This is a genomic window from Litoribrevibacter albus (assembly GCF_030159995.1).
Classification (GTDB): domain Bacteria; phylum Pseudomonadota; class Gammaproteobacteria; order Pseudomonadales; family Litoribrevibacteraceae; genus Litoribrevibacter; species Litoribrevibacter albus.
On record NZ_BSNM01000016.1, the window covers coordinates 489,249 to 506,183 of the forward strand.

12 protein-coding genes are annotated in these 16,935 nt (G+C 49.3%); 7 read left to right on the plus strand and 5 right to left on the minus strand.

The window, feature by feature from the left end:
• Positions 1–28: 28 nt before the first annotated feature.
• From QQL66_RS16860 to QQL66_RS16880, 5 genes are all read right to left on the minus strand, one after another.
• The gene (locus tag QQL66_RS16860; RefSeq protein ID WP_284383013.1) at positions 29–472 is read right to left on the minus strand and encodes a hypothetical protein; all 444 of its coding nucleotides are present in this window, start codon (positions 470–472) and stop codon (positions 29–31) included.
• Between the two features lie 243 nt (positions 473–715).
• Positions 716–1,561 carry a hypothetical protein gene (locus tag QQL66_RS16865; protein WP_284383014.1) on the minus strand — a complete coding sequence of 282 codons (846 nt, stop codon included), beginning with the start codon at positions 1,559–1,561 and terminating at the stop codon, positions 716–718.
• Between the two features lie 119 nt (positions 1,562–1,680).
• Positions 1,681–2,439: an NYN domain-containing protein gene (locus QQL66_RS16870; protein ID WP_284383015.1), complete on the minus strand. Its 759-nt coding sequence runs from the start codon at positions 2,437–2,439 to the stop codon at positions 1,681–1,683.
• Between the two features lie 263 nt (positions 2,440–2,702).
• A complete protein-coding gene (locus tag QQL66_RS16875; RefSeq protein ID WP_284383016.1) occupies positions 2,703–4,097 on the minus strand; it encodes a sensor histidine kinase in 1,395 nt (464 codons plus the stop codon).
• Positions 4,098–4,160: 63 nt separating this feature from the next.
• Entirely contained in the window at positions 4,161–4,856 is a 696-nt protein-coding gene (locus QQL66_RS16880) for a response regulator transcription factor (RefSeq protein WP_284383019.1), read from the minus strand.
• A gap of 227 nt (positions 4,857–5,083) precedes the next feature.
• Here QQL66_RS16880 and QQL66_RS16885 point away from each other — a divergent pair, with 227 nt between their 5' ends.
• The 7 genes from QQL66_RS16885 (at position 5,084) to QQL66_RS16915 (ending at position 16,830) form a co-directional block, all read left to right on the plus strand.
• Positions 5,084–6,553: an MATE family efflux transporter gene (locus QQL66_RS16885; protein WP_284383021.1), complete on the plus strand. Its 1,470-nt coding sequence runs from the start codon at positions 5,084–5,086 to the stop codon at positions 6,551–6,553.
• A gap of 221 nt (positions 6,554–6,774) precedes the next feature.
• Entirely contained in the window at positions 6,775–8,775 is a 2,001-nt protein-coding gene (locus QQL66_RS16890; protein ID WP_284383022.1) for an IucA/IucC family protein, read from the plus strand.
• Positions 8,762–10,795, plus strand: a complete 2,034-nt coding sequence (locus QQL66_RS16895) for an IucA/IucC family protein (protein ID WP_284383024.1) — start codon at positions 8,762–8,764, stop codon at positions 10,793–10,795. Before QQL66_RS16890 ends, QQL66_RS16895 begins: the two co-directional genes overlap by 14 nt.
• A 31-nt stretch (positions 10,796–10,826) precedes the next feature.
• Positions 10,827–12,197 carry an AMP-binding protein gene (locus QQL66_RS16900; protein WP_284383026.1) on the plus strand — a complete coding sequence of 457 codons (1,371 nt, stop codon included), beginning with the start codon at positions 10,827–10,829 and terminating at the stop codon, positions 12,195–12,197.
• A 13-nt stretch (positions 12,198–12,210) separates the two neighbouring features.
• Positions 12,211–13,656, plus strand: coding sequence for a DUF6005 family protein (locus QQL66_RS16905; protein WP_284383027.1), 1,446 nt, complete (start codon positions 12,211–12,213; stop codon positions 13,654–13,656).
• Entirely contained in the window at positions 13,539–14,510 is a 972-nt protein-coding gene (locus QQL66_RS16910; protein ID WP_284383028.1) for a sugar phosphate isomerase/epimerase family protein, read from the plus strand. The genes QQL66_RS16905 and QQL66_RS16910 overlap by 118 nt, the downstream gene beginning before the upstream one ends.
• Before the next feature lie 274 nt (positions 14,511–14,784).
• Positions 14,785–16,830 carry a type VI secretion system Vgr family protein gene (locus QQL66_RS16915; RefSeq protein WP_284383029.1) on the plus strand — a complete coding sequence of 682 codons (2,046 nt, stop codon included), beginning with the start codon at positions 14,785–14,787 and terminating at the stop codon, positions 16,828–16,830.
• The last annotated feature ends 105 nt before the right edge of the window (positions 16,831–16,935 follow it).

Sequence of the window (16,935 nt, forward strand, 5' to 3'; positions counted from 1 at the left end):
TCCTTTTAGATCCCAAAGCCAATCGCACTTAAGCACTGGTTTTCATAGGATCTCTGACCAACAAACCAATTTTATGGAAAAGCCTGTACCTTTGTAACACAAGTATTAATCCTTCAGCACCTGTGACGAAAACTGCTTTTCGTGATGAGCTCTGAAAATCAAAGAATGACAGGACAGCCAATCTAAGAAAACACTCAGTCCAATCAACCAATGCAAGATAATCCGTTAAGAGAACAGGCAAACCCTTCTTTGGTTCGTTATTCGGGTACCCCGTAAAAGGAAGCAAGCTCCTAACTTGCTCTTTAGGTGAATTAGAATCTTCAGTCTTAACGGCTTTAAGATAGTGCTTTTTAACGGAAGTATGGTCTGAATGTTCCGGAACTCTTGCCATTTTGGCCCGAACAGCGTTGAGATCCACATAGGCCATGCAGGCCAGCAATGCTTTTTCATCTAAAAGGGCTTGAGATTTCAAGCGACCCTCCCAGAACCTACCACTACATTGCGCTTCTCTGGCAATAGTTTCGTTCAACACTCTCATGAACCAGCTAATACCCTGTAAACGCTCTCGCCATTTGGAAATAAGCAAATCAAGAATGATCTTCTCGCCTTAATTCAACTCTTTGTATTGAAGGAATTTAGTGGAAGTGGGCAAGATCAACGCCAAATTTAGCCGTGCGCCTTGACAACCCCGGGTCATATAGATGTTATGTGAATATTACAATTCATCAACCTCGTTCATCATCGCACGGTGAATACGTTCCATTAGATAACGAAACATACGATGATCCATTTTTTCATCGCAGTGCATAGAAAGCTCTTCGGTCTCCATCATTAATCGATGAAACTCTTTTTCCTGAACTTCTCTTGGCATATGTTTTCTTGTACTAAGTAACTTGTCCAATTTATTCGATATTCTTTCGTACTCAATTGACGAAAGACCTCCTTTGGATATACCTCTTCTGTTCTCCATTAGAGATATTTCCATCATCTTCCGCATGTCGTTCAACTGAGTTTGCAAGACATCAATTGCAAATGCCTCTTTGTTGTCGCCTTCTAAAGTTGGAATACTTGCAGGATTACTTAAAGCCATGAGACGAACTATAGAGTTGACATTACCTTGTTGGCCTTCAGCTGCTTTAGTGGCAATTATCGCGTCAGTCAATTCTTTCTGAGTTTTTAATACATCGTGATACTTCATCCCTTTGTCATATTCTAAGTATCGCAAAGGACCAATATCAAAGATTTTAGGGGTTCCTTTTTCCTGAATAAGGACTACAGGTTTATCGAATGCTTGCCGTATACCAAGCTCAAATAAAACATTAGGATTACGCGAACTTAGATCACAAATAGCAATCGGTGCATCAATTAGTTGTTTAAGTATATCTAAGTGGATAAAGTTTGTTTCTTTTACTTCATCTGCACGTCGGGAAGTAAACTCTGTATTTGAAACAGCAGGCTTAATAATATCTTCGTAAACTCGTTCAAAATGACCTTTATCATAACCATCAGCATCACTGATAGGCATTATGACAAAGCAATCTTTATTTTCTTTTCGTGCCATAGTGATTAATCCATTCTAGCTTACAGGTTCAATTCACATAACGCCCCGCTAAATGCAGAGCAGTAGTAACTCCAGAGGTAGCCACGCTTATTGTAGCCGTAACAAATTTGAACTACTTGTTAAGCATTCTTGGGCCTATAGGCAACGATATTTACCGTACCTTTGCCTTTATATTTCTTCATTTCAAAATCATTACTAAGGCAATGAATGATCTCAGGTAACTTTGTCGCGCCATAAGTTCTCGGATCAAAATCAGGTGTTGATCTTTTCACAAATGACCCTGCAGATGAGACATTCGCCCAGCCATCATCATCTTGGTACTGTTCCCAAGCTTTTTTAAGCAGAGGTAATAATTCTAATGCACTCGTTTTCTCTGTAGCGATATTTTCGTTAACTACAGGTTCCAATTCTAAAGGCGATGTAGAGACAATTTCAGCACCTAGGTTTTCAGTGAAAATAAAGTCATCGCAAGCATTTCTGAATGAGATTGGCGTCTTCTTTTCTCCGACGCCGAAAACAAATATCTCTGACTCTCTATGTCGAGAAGCTAACTTCGTAAAATCACTGTCACTTGAAACCAAAGCAAAAGCATCGAATTTATTGGAATAAAGCAAGTCCATTGCATCAATTATCATTGATGCATCTGTTGAGTTTTTACCTGTCGTGTAAGCAAATTGCTGAATTGGCTGAATTGCCAATTCATTTAAAGACTGCTTCCAGTTCTTTAGGTATTCGCTAGACCAGTCTCCATAGGCTCTTTTGATGACAATGTGACCATGAGCTGATATTTCATCCAGTATTGCTTTCACTTTTGAATATTGGGCGTTGTCTGCGTCAATTAGTACAGCTACTTTTTTGTGATCATCCAAATCTTTCATTCAAACTCCAATCCTGGTACAAGGTAAGGATGCTTAACAGCCAATTCTGCGTCCTAAGAACGAACATCAGTTTTCCCTAAAATGCGTCCTAACCCCTGACACATACATTATTAAAACAATAACCTAATACATGCTAGCAAGTATGTTAACCCCCAGCTGTGTCTACATAATGTAATTATTGAATTCCGAAAATGAGTCTTTAAATAGAATTTTTTTAGGAACAGATACTTAGAAGTCAATACGTCCCCAACGCCCCAATCAACCTACCTCGGCAACTGAATCCGCATCATCAGCCCACCTTCGGGAACATTACCGGCTTCTATCGAGCCACCAACCGCTTCAATCTGACGCCGGGCCAGGGCCAAGCCCAGGCCAAATCCACCCGGTTTCTCTGCCGAGGGGTCGTGCATCTGTTGTTCAGAGCGCGACTTTTCTACTCGAAAGAAGGGCTGGAAGATGTCTTCACAGTACTGTTCGGGGACACCGGGGCCTTGGTCTTGTATCTCAACGGTGACGGCATCCTGGTCGGAGGCAACCTGAACCGTCACCACGCCCCCAGCGGGGGTATATTTCAAGGCGTTACGAATGATGTTTTCCAGCGCCTGTGCCAAAGCCCGATGACTGCTGCTGGGCAGAATGATGCTCTCAGGGAAATGGATGTCGATGCGTCGATCCGGGTATTCAAACTGGGCGTCTTCCACCAGCAGCTCCAAGAGCTCGATCAAATCCACTTCTTCTTCGTTGAGGCGTGGTTTTTCATTCTCCAGCCAAGCCAGAGTCAGTGTGTCTTCTACCAGCTGCCGCATGGTGATGGATTCTTTCTTCAGGCGCTGCATGGATTCTTCGGTTTTAATGCCGTGTTCGATGCAGTCCACCGCCATGTCGATGCGGGCCAGAGGCGTCCGTAATTCATGCGACAAGTCCGCAATCAGTTGGCGTTGCGTCAGAATCAAAGAGCCTATCTTGGCGGTCATGGCGTCGAAGGTTTCTGCCAGTGCCGACAGTTCATCGTTCCGAGTCCCAAGAAAGCTTTTCACCCGTACCTCGTAATTGCCCTTACTGAACTGCCGGGTGGCCCGTTCCAGTTGTTGAAGCGGCAGCATGACGTGTCGGTACAGCACCAAAGCCACCGCCGTCAGAAGAATCAAGGGCAAGGCAATTTGTAATAACAGATGGGTGTATTGCAGATAAGCACCCGGTCGCATCCGCTGCGGTAGCTGAATCAAAAAGTGCAGGTTGCGTTCACTGAATTCGCCCCCTTCAAAGGTGATGTCCATAATCGGGTTTTCTTTGAAATAGAGGTGAATCTTCCACTCGACACTGCGCCCGAGTCGAAAGCCTTCTTTAAACTGATCAGACAAATAGCCATTGGCGAGCGGTATCACTTGCGAACTCACCACCGCCGCCCAGGTTTGTTCTTCTTCCTGCAACGCCTGTAACCATCGGGCCAATGCCTGCTCACCGTCATTCACCAGAATCGACTCGGCAGTCTGCCCCATGTTCAGTAATTCTTGCTGATATTCCTCGGCGATGTAACTCATTCGGTGTTCGGTGCGTTTGGTCAGCACATCCACCGCCCAAAACAGCAATACCGTGCCGGCCGCAATGGTCCAGCACAGTCGCCACATCAGTGGCTTATTCTTTGGCAGCGAAATCAACGCCTGCTCCTCAGTCGGTCAATTAAAGCCTTTATCAATTAAAACCATCATTCAAAACCGTATTCAATTAAAGCAATAGCCTTTGCCGTGTACGGTGGCGAGACGATCTGCCGGCATACCCGCGTCCATTAGTTTGCGCCGCACCCGGCTGAGGTGCATATCCAGGCTGCGGTCATATCGGCTGAACTCCCGTTCCAGCACCGACTGATACAAATAGGGTTTGGTGAGCACTTCGTTATGGTTTTCCAACAGCGTCCATAACAGCTTGAATTGAATCGGGGTAAGGCTGATCGACTGTCCGTCATAACGGACACTCTGCCGATTTCTGTCCACGGACAGCACATCCACCGTCAGAGAGTTCACCTGAGCCTGCGGTTTGATCATGCCCCAGGAGCGACGCAGCAGAGCATCGATCCGTAATACCAGTTCGGTAAAATTAAAGGGCTTCGGCAGGTAATCATCGGCACCGCTGGAATAGCCCTGTATGCGCTCTTCTTCCGCCCCACAGGCGGTCAGCATCATGACTGGCGTGTGCTTGCTTTTACGCAGTTTGCTGAGCACCGAAAAGCCATCCATCGTGGGCAACAGCACATCCAGCAGAATCAGATCAAACTTATCACTTAAAGCGCTCAGTAAACCTTGTTCACCGTCGTGACACTGCCGAATCCGGAATCCCCGGCCAGCGAGCAGGTCGGCCAATTGATTGTTTAAGGTAATGTCGTCTTCAATGATTAAAATACTGGGAGAACGTGCTTCCATGATAATTGCCTGATCAGTGCGTACTGCTGTTTATGTAGTTTTCCCGTCAGGCTAATGCGAATCATTTTCATTTTCAACAATGATTCGTCGCTTTATTGATCTGTCACAAATGTAAATGATTATTGATTACTTTAATCAAGCTCCCTAGTATGCGCTGTCGAACACTTTTTTACCGATTTGGCTTTCACCGATCTGTGTGAAGCTAATTTTTACTTTGAGCGCGTGATATGTCTGACTCGGATATCTACCCAGTACCTCTTAATGACACTTTGAATAACCCCCTTAATGCCCCCCAGAATGACTCTCTTGATTCGGCTTTGCAGGGCACGACGGGTGATATGTCTGATGGCAACCCATCCCACACCTCACCGGTATTTACTGGCCCGATACTGCGGACATTTTTTTATTATGTGATTCCATCCATCGTGGGCTTAATTGCCATAACCACCGCCAGTCTGGTCGATGGGGTGGTGGTCGGAAATTATCTCGGGCCCGAGGCACTGGCCGCCATTACCTTGCTCATTCCCTACTTCACCTTGCTGTTCGGCATTGCCTTGATGCTGGCCATTGGTGGCTCGGTACGTGTGGGAAAATACATTGGCGAGCAAAACATCGCCGCCGCATCCGCGATGTTCAGTAAATCACTGATCGCCACCTTTGTGATCAGCAGTGTCGCCGCGCTCATCACCAGTCTGGCGGACGATACCTTGTATCGAATATTGGGCGCCCCCGAGTCGCTGATACCAACACTCTCGGCGTATTTCCAGGTCATCACCTGGGTCATGGTGCTGCAACTGGTAACGATGGTGCTCTATTACTTTGTACGCGCTGACGATCACCCCATTCTTGCTACCAGTGCCCTGATCACCGGCGCCGTGCTCAACATTCTGTTCGATATCCTGTTCATCGGCTATCTCGATATGGGCATCGCTGGCGCGGCTTACGCCACCGGCATTGCACAAGTTATTCAGTTGCTGATTCTTGGTCGGTATTTCATCAGCCCGAAGAAAACCCTGAGCTTTTCCCTACGACAGCAGCAATGGCGGGAATTAATCCACAGCGCCTATAACGGCGTGTCCGAGTTCATTAACGAATTATCCGGGGGATTGATCATCTTCTTACTGAACTGGTTATTGATCAGTCGGATGGGCGTCGATGGTGTCGCAGCCTTCACCATCGTCAATTACCTGATCTTCCTCAGCCTGATGATGGCCTATGGCATTGCCGATGCGTTGCACTTACTGGTCAGCCAGAATTTTGGAGCGCAGAATCACCGACGCATTCAGCACTTCCTGATGACCTCATTGTGCTCAGTGGCTCTTCTAGGCATTGGCCTTGTGTGCCTGCTTACACTGGCCCAGACCTCAGTTGTTCACGCTTTTTTGGATGCAGATCAAACCCACATTGCTGAACTTTCACAAACCCTCATTGGCTTCATTTGGCCGCTATTTTTAGTGAACGGCGCCAACATCATGCTGTCGTGTTACCTCACCGCCATACATCAACCGACGCCGTCAGCGGCGGTGGCTTTGTCCCGAAGCCTGCTCTTACCGGGCGGCTTATTGCTGGTGTTGTTTTGGTTGCTCCCAGGCTGGTCGTTCCTAACCGCGTTGCCTATCGCAGAGTGGCTGACCTTTCTGCTAGCCTGTGTGCTGTGCTTCCGCTGGCGACCGTCTCAGCTTGCTCGCCAGCGTTAATTCAACACGATTAATTCGGTACGGTTAATCAGGTACGTTAAGTAGGCGCTGAAGTCAGTCCCAAAGCGCCTACAGTCAGCCCGAAAACAAAACGAAACAGCCCTCAAGTTTGCCAGTCAGGTAACAAATGTAACTATTGTTGCAATTGATAAGCATTCTCATTAGATTCATTTCCTCATTCTATATGTTCTTTCTTCAGACAGGAAAATGAGGACTTCCCCATGCGCCAATCGGCCAGGCAAATCGCAGATCATGCGTCATTCCAAGCCTTTATGAACAGCTACCTGAAAGAAGTTGATCCCGGCGTCTGGCACCAGGCTAACCACTGGCAACAGCAGACAGACCAAACCCTGTCCGCCACCAGTCATCAGGTGCTGGAACTGAAACTGCCGAGCCAACATATCACCCTTGCGGTGGGCGTCAGCTACCGTTCACAAGTGGGTCGCCACACCCTGACTGAAGTGTTCCAAAAACCCTTACATCAATTCGATTGGCAAGCGCTGGATTTTTTCTCCGCGATCTTATTGCTGATCAAAGAACTGTACGCACCTGCGCCGGGTCATCCGCAAAGCGATCAACAACGCAAGAAGGAGCTGGAACTGCTGGCGCGCCTGATCGAAAGTCAGCAGGTGATGACACGCTACCTTGAACAACGGTTGGACGATCCTAAGTTACGCAACCTCAACTTCATCGATTCTGAACAATCCATTCTGTTCGGTCATTGGCTGCATCCCACTCCGAAGTCCCGTCAGGGCATTCATGACTGGCAACATCAGGACTACAGCCCGGAGCTGTGTGGTGAGTTCCAACTGCATTATTTTTCGGTTGATCGAGCCCTGATAGAACAAGGCTCTATTCTGAGTCAAAGCGCGGAGGCGATTCTGCAACAGATTCTGACTCAGCAAAGTACCGCGATGGATACCCTCAGCCTGCCATTGTCAGAGGATCGTTTACTGATACCAACACACCCATTGCAAGCTCAATGGTTGCTGCATCAGGATTACATTCAACAACGCATTGCTTCCGGTGAAATTCAGGACATCGGCCCATTAGGCGCCAAATTCACCCCCACCTCGTCAGTTCGCACTCTGTATTCAGAGCAGTTGGATTTCATGGTTAAGTTATCGATTCCGGTGAAAGTGACCAACTCCATGCGGATCAACATGCACCATGAATTGGAAGCCGGCATCGTGGTGGCGAACCTGTTGAGAACCAGCCAGTTCAGCCACAAATACCCGCGCTTTCAAACCATTGATGATCCGGCCTACGTCTCAGTAACGTTACCTGAGCGTGAAGAAAGTGGTTTTGAACTGATTATCCGGGAAAACCCGTTCAGCCGTTGCCAACCCAATGCCGACCAGTTGTCCGTGATTTCGCTGGCGGCACTGACTCAGGACGGCATCACAGAAGACCAGCCGTCCCGACTCTCCCAGTTGATCCACCAATTGGCGGATAATCAACAAAAAGAACAGCAACGCCCCATTGCACAGGTCGCCGCCCAGTGGCTCGAACACTATTGGCAGTGCGCCATTGAACCGGCCATTCGCCTCTACGACGAGTATGGCATCGCGCTGGAAGCCCACCAGCAAAATTCCCTGCTGGATGTCACGGACGGCCTGCCCTCCCGTTATTTCTATCGGGACAATCAGGGCTTTTACCTATCGAATGCTCATAAAACCGCCCTGCTGGCGATGGAGCCACAACTTGCCAACACCCCGGAGCTGTTTTATGACGATGAGATGATTCTCAACCGCTTCAGCTATTACCTGATCGTCAACCAATTGTTTTCCGTCATTAACCGCCTGGGCATCGATCAATTACTGCCGGAACATCAGGCGCTGGAACTATGCGTCGGCTGGTTAGCGATCTTGGAAAAACAACTCACCGGACAAGGAAAAAGGCTGGTCGAAAGCTTACTCAGCCAGCGCGACATAGCCTTTAAGGGCAACCTGTTAACCCGTATCCACGATGTGGATGAACTGCAGGCCGATCAGGAATTGGCGGTTTACACCAAAATCAAAAACCCGTTCCGGGCCATCGCCTTTGCCCAAGGGGTGGTCACCAGCGAGACCGATTCAGGCCAGCGTTTAGATGATCAAGGCACAGCCACGGCAGCTCATACCCTGCATCTGAATGCCTTGATTTCTGCCTCTGAACGGGGTTCCGCCACGCACTTTTCCGATGTGTCCGAGACAACCGGAGGGCAACGTGAGTCAGCTTAACCCGATGGAACAGGCAGAGCTGCTGACCCAGAAGCCAGTTTATGCAAATACCAAACGAAGCACTTCTAAACAAAGTGCTCCTAAGCAAAGCACTTCTAAACAAAGTGCTCCTAAGCAAAGCACTTCTAAACCAAGCGCTTCTAAACCAAGCGCTTCTAAACCAAGCGCTTCTAAACCAAGCGCTCCTAAGCAAAGTACTTCTAAACAAAGCACTCCTGCCGAGCGACGGGTCATTCGTCAGTTGTTCGAAGCCCTACTGTTCGAGCAGGTAATTGACTACCAATTTACGCCTCGCACCGATGCGCCGGGGGTGTTCACCTTTTCTCTGGGTGACATCGATTATCAGGCAAGAGGCTATATCGCTGGCTTCAGCCGCATTCGTCTGGATCAGGACAGCGTGGTTAAGTGCTCATCCGATGCAGAACACACGGCGTCGCCCGAATTAAGTGACATACTGAACGCGCTGCCGACCACCCCAGCGATTAAACGCAAGCTCTCAGAGCAGCTGGCTCAAACCATTTACTTGTGTCAGTGGAATGCCGAGCACTTACCACCCCGTGGTCGTCGAGCAGAGCTGGACTATCCGACGCTGGAATCTCAGCTCGACGAAGGTCACCCTTATCACCCGTGTTTTAAAGCCCGAACCGGCTTTTCAGTGGCCGATCATCAAGCCTACGGGCCTGAATGTGCCTCGCCCATACAATTGCACTGGTTGGCGGTTCGGCGGGATCTTATCTCACAAAGTTTACCGCCTATCTTTTCGTGCGTGCCATCATCACCCGAACAATCACCACAAGAGCAATCACCACAAGAGCAATCGTCATCAGCACTGGACGATCTGCACTTCTGGCAACAGGAAATCGGTCTGCCCGGTTGGCTCGACCTTCAGCAACGGATGAATACCGCCCGTCTCAGTTGGCGCGACTACACCTTGCTGCCAATTCACCCGTGGCAATGGCACAACCTCAAAACCAAGGCACTGGCAGAACCCTTAGCCACGGATGAACTGGTGCATCTCGGCGCGGCCGGCGATCTCTATCAGGCCACTATTTCGGTGCGCTCGCTGATCAACATCAGCCGCCCGGAGAAAGCCACCATTAAATTACCGATGAACATGATCAACACCTCGTCGCTGAGAAAACTGACACCCCATTCGGTGTGTTCGGCACCGGCCATTTCTCACTGGTTACATCAGGTGGTGAGCAAGGATCAGTTCTTTCAACAACACCCGCTCATTTTGTTAAATGAGTTCGCAGGCATTCTGGTTGAGGATCAGGGCGACCATTGGCAATCCGTATTGAGCGGACAACTGGGAGTGATCTTCCGGGAAAGCCTCTTTCCGTATCTCAAGCCGCAACAACAGGCCCTGCCGTTTACCGCCATTTACGCTCAGGAACACGATGACCAACCGCTGATTCAACCCTGGATTGAGCGTTACGGGCTGGAAAACTGGTTCAGCCAATTGATCGACGTGGCCGTCATTCCCGTCTGGCATCTACTGGTGAAACACGGACTGGCGGTGGAAGCCCACGGCCAGAACATGGTGCTGGTTCATCAAGATGGCAGGCCTCAGGCACTGATCCTGAGAGACTTCCACGAAAGTGTTGAATACGTGGAGGATTACCTCGCAGAGCCGGCATTAAAGCCCGATTTCGAACAGCTGAACCCCTGCTACCGCGAGGCTCCGGACAACGAATACTATTGGATGTCGTCTGTGGAAGCACTGCGCGAACTGATCATCGATACCCTGTTTGTGTTCAACTTATCGGAGTTGGCCTGCGTCTTTGAACGTCACTTCGACGTCACTGAAACAAGCTTCTGGCAAACCATTTATCAACGCTTGCAGGCATACGCCAAACAAGGCCATTGCAGTCAATCACGGCTGGATCGGATGCCAATCAATCAGCGTGAGATTTCCACCGAATCCCTGATCGCCAAGAAGCTGGCCGATGTCGAAGAAGACCACTTCCATCACGCCATCAACAACCCGTTTGCTGGCTTGCCGCCGCTCTCAGTTTAATTTTCCGCCTTGATATTTTTGAGGACGTTCCATGTTTTTTGTAAATGACGATTACTTTGACCAAGGCTATCTGGCCCAACAACAGTCCACCTTTGAGCAGCTAACGCTCTCTTCTGAATCACGTATTGCGGTGTGTCTGGAAGATACTGCGCTGTGGTTGGCGCTCTGTTTCTATCTAAAGTCCATTCAAGCGTCGGTGATGCCGATTCATCCCGCCATGCCGAAAGAGGCGGCGCTACGAATGGCCCAAAAAGCAGGCTGCAGCCGGTTGTTCTATCACGGTTTAGAAACTGAACATACCTGCACAATTGATACAGAAAGCAACACGATCAACAATTTTACCAACTCAATCAACGAAGTTAATAACATAAAGCGTGATTCTGGTGTATTGATTCAAATGAGCTCCGGCACCACCGGCGAGCCTAAGTGCATCGACCGCAGCTGGCAATCCATCGACCGGGAAATTGAAAGCTATCTGTCGGTATTTACCCTGCCGAATCAGATGACGCCTTTGATTGCCTGCCCGGTGAGCCACTCCTACGGCTTAATCTGCGGTGTGCTGGTGGCCTTAGCTCGTAAAAAAATGGCACGCGGTCAGACGCCGAGAGTCATTACCAACATCAACCCCAAGTATCTGGTGAAAACCATTCAGGGGGCAGACAAACCACTGTTGTACACCTCACCGACCATGCTGCAAGGGGTGTTGCGCTTACTGCCTAAAGAACAGAAATTACATGCGGCGATGTCATCAGGCACGATTCTGCCAAAGCACACCTTTGACCAGTTTTCGCCACGCATCGAGCATTTCTTCCAGCAATACGGCTGCTCCGAAGCCGGTTGCATCACCATCAATCAAAACATGACGTCGGCCATTGACGTGGGTACACCACTTCCGCATCTGAGCGTAACGGCTGGCAACTCGGCCGATGCACCGGATGAAGTGGTGGTGACCACAGACGCCGGACAGGTTATCCACACCAACGATCTTGGTTATCTGAACGTGGATGCGCAAGGGCAAGCCATGCTCAGTTTCGTCTCTCGCCTCGATGACACCATCATAGTGGCCGGGCTGAATGTTTATCCGCAAGAAGTGGAAGACCTGATTCTCAGTCATCCCCACATCACCGATGCGGTGGTTTTCAAAGTGGAAGACAAATACGCCGGGCAGCGCGTTGGCCTGCAATTCACGGCACAGCAACATATTGAACCGTCTGAACTCAGAGCTTGGTGCCAGGCCAACCTCGCCAGCTTCCAGATTCCTCAGTACTTCGATCAGGTGGAACAGATCGAACGTCTGGCCAACGGCAAGGTGAATCGAAAACAGATCGCCCAAACCTTTCAGGAAACCCAGACAAAAAACGCGCGGGCCAGAGCGCAATCTGCAAATACTCAGCCCGCCTGATCAGGATGCCCTAATGAACACTGTACCAACACTGACCCAAGCTCAAATCATTCAAGCGATTTATGACGTGTTGAATGAGCACATGATGATTCCGCAAATTGATGCCTTTCACCCAGAGGCGAAACTTAATCAGGATTTATACCTCGATTCGGTCTTGGTTTTGGAGCTGATTCTGAATCTGGAAACCGAGCTGGGGCTCGATATTCCCGACGACGCACTGACCAAAGACGACTTTGAAACCGTTGCGAATCTCGCTGACTTTTTGCTGACCAAGAAACATCAGGATAACGCCGTAACTGCGACCTCTGAAACGCCACTTGGAATCACTGAAACACCAGCGGAAGCAACGCCGGACGCTTCATCTGACGAGGCCGAAGAAGAGTTGGACATCAAGGTACACTGCTTTGTCAGCTGCATTTGCGACATTCTGAAACCAAGCCCGCTGGTGGATCACCGCCCGTTTTATTTCGGGGTGTGGGATGCCGATATCGTAATCAACGACCAGCACCAGTTGGATTACCACTCCGACACCATCAACCATGACAACTTCCGTCATTGGTACAAGGCCTTGTATTCGGTGGATGTCGAGCCTTGGTACGATCCGTCACAAAGTAAGGACGCCAACATCAACACCTTACTTTCGCTGCTGGACAGCAAAAGCGATCACCAGCGGGTGATGGTGATGATCGATATGTACCGCCTGCCGGAGCGCGAGAACAAGTTCAATCAGAACCCCTTCCCCCATTACGTGATGCTGGAAACCACCGAAGACCCGAATGAATGGCTGATGCTCGATCCGGATTTCCGCTGGGAAGGCCGTCTGCCGAAAGACAAAATCCTGCATGCCATTGCATCACCGGCGGTCGCCGGCGGTTATCACTTCGACAGCCGACAGATTCAAGCCACCTCCGATGAGGCCATCCGGGATTATTTCATCGACAGCCTGATCCCGGATCACAACCCGATGACCGACGCCGTGCGAGCTGTGGTCACTCATCACCAGCAGCAGGATCAATTCGCCCAACTGCCGGATGCCTTAAAGCAACTGCCGGTACTGGCCATTCGAAAATACGCTTACGAACACGGCCTTGCCTACTTCTATCTGGCCTTGGGTTACGATCTGGACGCTGAGCAGGACAACGAATTTGAAGACCTTTGTGTGATCATCGAACAACTGGTCGAGAGCTATAAGCTGGTCCAATACCGAGCTATGAAGCTGGCCAAAGCCGATAGCCTTGGAGATCAGAAGCAACCACTGCTGGATGAAATCCAGACCATTCTGGATGAACAGGACGCCCGCGAATTCCAGGTCAAAACCCGCCTGAATGAACTCTTTAACGATTGGCATCAGCGCACCTTCAATGTCGATACCGTCCATATCGACACCGTCAATGTCGACAGCCAGACTGGCCATGCAGTATCAGTAAACATGGATCAACCGGAGGCGGTGCCCGCATGAAACTGTCGATCTGTACTATCTCCTTCCGACATCAGTTAGTGTCCATCGACCAACTGGTGAACTGGGCCCGCGCCAATCATTTTCAAGGCATTGAGCTGTGGGGCGTGCATGCCAAGAATCTGGCCGAGCAACCGAGCTACAACAAAGACTGGTTGGCCGGATTCGGGTTATCCGCATCCATGATCAGCGATTACCTGCCCTTACAAGGCCCGGAAACGGCCGCGTTCCAAAAGGTTCAGCAGTTATGTTTGCTGGCCAAGCACTGGGGCGCCACCAAGCTTCGTACTTTTGCCAGTAATCTCGGCAGTCATCAAGTGACCGAAACAGAACGGCAGGACATCACACGCCGCATGCGTGATATCTGCCAATGGACAGCGCAACACGGCATCACCCTGATTGTGGAAATCCACCCCGGCACACTGGCGGATACAATGGCCTCGACGCTGCGCTTGCTTGAGGATGTCAATCAACCCAATCTCAAGATCAACTTCGACGTGCTGCACGTTTGGGAATCGGGGGCCGATCCCGTTGAGGCCTTCCAGTTACTGAAACCGGAGATCGAACACTTCCACCTCAAAAACATCAGCTCGGCGGATTTACTGAGCGTATTTTCCCCGCCCAATGTCTATTCCGCCTCGGGCAGTCGTGAAGGTCTGGTGCCCCTGTTTGAAGGGGCGGTGGATTACCAGCGCTTCCTGGAATATGTCATGCAACAACCCGACAGCAAATTCCATCACATGGATGCCTCGCTGGAATGGTTTGGCGACCAATGCAAACAAACACTGAGTCAGGATCGCTATAACATTCAGCGTCTGGAGCAACAATTCGATTTACCGCAACGCATTGTAAATTAAGTCACTCTTACCAAACACACGATGCCATACGCACAGTAATAAACGCACAGTAATAAACGCACGATAACAAACCCGACCGACTTGTACGAATGTGGAAACAATCGTCAAGCGCCCGTGTTTGCTTGACCGGCTTGCTAAATTGAACTAGAAATAGGGGGTCTTATTCAGGTTTTTACACTCTGATTTTCATACAGTTTTTGACGTTTCAGCCTATAAATTAAGAAACCTCTTAACAACAGAAAACGTCTTCGTTGCCTTTAAATGGATATTAGCAATGACCGATTTTTTAAAACCGGAAGGTAGTAATCTTGTCGCAAAAAGCAGCAAAGGCACAGAATACGTAGTAAGCAGGCTGGTCTATCGTGGCGCATTATCCGAACCTTATACTCTGGAAGTAGACTTGTATGCGCAGGAAACTGACGCATCTACCTGGCTGGGCCAGGAATTCAACTGCAATTACTACGATACCTTAGGTACCTCCCGAGACGCAGAAAGAGAGTTTCATGGTGTCGTTACCGAAGCACAAATTCTTTCCGCCGGTGAATCTCAACGTTACTTGTTGCATCGTCTGACCTTAAAACCCTGGTTTGCCTTACTCGAATTCAATTCTGGCAACCGGGTCTTTCAGGAAAAATCCACCGAAGACATCGTCACCAGCATCTTCAGCGACCTTGGCTTCAAAGGGAAATACTCAACCGGGTCCTTGCCTTCCACCAAACGCGCCTATTGCCTGCAATTTGAAGAGAATGATCAGGACTACGTCGAACGATTACTCGCCGAAGAAGGCATTCACTACTATTTCGAACAAGACAGCAGCAGTCATAAGCTGGTTCTGCACGATGCCTCCCTGCCGTTTGATACCTCCGGTAAAATCAGCCTGGACCACAAGCTGACTGCCACTCAAAGCAATGAAATCCTGCTCAGTTGGCTACCCAAGTTTCAGTTCCATACCTCAGGTGTCGAGCTGTCCAATTACGATTACAGCAAAACCAAGCTGACCACCAGCAAAACCAAAACCAGCAAACATAAGATTTCCAACAGCTCCAAGTTAACCCAGTCGCACTTTCCAACCCCCAGTGTTTCTGGCTTGATGGACGATCTTGCAAGCCGCCTGGTGAAATCCCGATTGGCTCAGGCTGAACGCAATTACCAGCTGATTGAAGCAGAAACCAACAGTGTCGAACTGGTGCCGGGCCGCTATGTGTCAGTGAAATCACACCCGGACAAAAGCCAACAAGGCGATTACCTGATCACCGAAGTTGAGCAAATATTTTTCGTCGACAGTTCCAGCGCATTTACCTATCAGGGGCGTTTCAGCTGTGTTCCTAAAGACAATGGTCATTACCCGGAATCGATCGCAAAGCCCAAGGTTCAAGGGATGCAAAGTGCGGTGGTTGCAGGTAAGAAAGAAGACGAACCGGCCAGCGATGATCAAGGCAGAATACGCATCAAATTCCATTGGGATACTGATGCCGAAGGCGATAAAACCAGTTGCTGGGTACGGGTGGCTCAATCTATGGCCGGTAATGGCTACGGCCTTCAATTTATTCCCCGCGCTGAACAGGAAGTATTGGTCAGTTTTATCGATGGCGACCCTGACCAGCCGGTAGTGACCGGAACGGTCTACAACAGCAAACATTCGCCGCCGTATAAAACCACCGACACCACGCAATCCGGGATCAAAACCCAATTGGCCGGAAAATCCAACGAAATACGTTTTGATGACAAGAAAGACAACGAACAACTGTATTTTCATGCCGCCAAAGACATGCTGACAGAAGTGGAAAACGACGCCACGAAAACGGTGACCGGCGAGCAAAAAACCACCGTCACCAAAGATGTTTCTCTCACCACGGAAAAGAACTACACCCTGACCACCACTGAGAACATCAACCAAACCACCAAGAAGAATTTCACCCTGACCGCTACCGATGACATTAGTGAAAAAGGTAAGAACATTACGCTGGAAGCCGACACCCAGATTCAATTAAAAGTGGGTGACAGTAAAATCACCATCACCAGTTCTTCGATCAAGATTGAAAGCACCAACATTACTGTGGACGCCGGCAGTGCTCTCAAAAACTCTGCAACGAACATTACCAACAGCGCGACCTCGGCCTTTAAAGCCAGTGGTGCAACCTTAGCCCTGTCTGGCTCAGGCAGCGCAGAACTCACCAGTAAAGGTTCAGTAAAGGTGGATGCCAAAGCCTCGTTAACGGCACAGGGTGCGATGAGTGCCGAGCTGAAATCCAGCCTCAAGGCATCGGTCTCAGGCAGTGTGATGTCGGAAGTCAAAGGGGCCATTGTTAAGATCAACTAAGCCTACTAAATCAGCTAAACCAAGATATGTCAGGTAAACCAAGGTATATCAGCTAATAAGCAGGCCGAAGCCGTAATTGAAGAACCAGAGTTAAGAACAGTATTG

Coding starts and splice junctions, on each gene's coding strand:
- QQL66_RS16865 (WP_284383014.1), bottom strand. CDS start 1,561: ATGGCACGAAAAGAAAATAAAGATTGCTTTGTCATAATGCCTATCAGT.
- QQL66_RS16915 (WP_284383029.1), top strand. CDS start 14,785: ATGACCGATTTTTTAAAACCGGAAGGTAGTAATCTTGTCGCAAAAAGC.
- QQL66_RS16890 (WP_284383022.1), top strand. CDS start 6,775: ATGCGCCAATCGGCCAGGCAAATCGCAGATCATGCGTCATTCCAAGCC.
- QQL66_RS16905 (WP_284383027.1), top strand. CDS start 12,211: ATGAACACTGTACCAACACTGACCCAAGCTCAAATCATTCAAGCGATT.
- QQL66_RS16870 (WP_284383015.1), bottom strand. CDS start 2,439: ATGAAAGATTTGGATGATCACAAAAAAGTAGCTGTACTAATTGACGCA.
- QQL66_RS16885 (WP_284383021.1), top strand. CDS start 5,084: ATGTCTGACTCGGATATCTACCCAGTACCTCTTAATGACACTTTGAAT.
- QQL66_RS16900 (WP_284383026.1), top strand. CDS start 10,827: ATGTTTTTTGTAAATGACGATTACTTTGACCAAGGCTATCTGGCCCAA.
- QQL66_RS16880 (WP_284383019.1), bottom strand. CDS start 4,856: ATGGAAGCACGTTCTCCCAGTATTTTAATCATTGAAGACGACATTACC.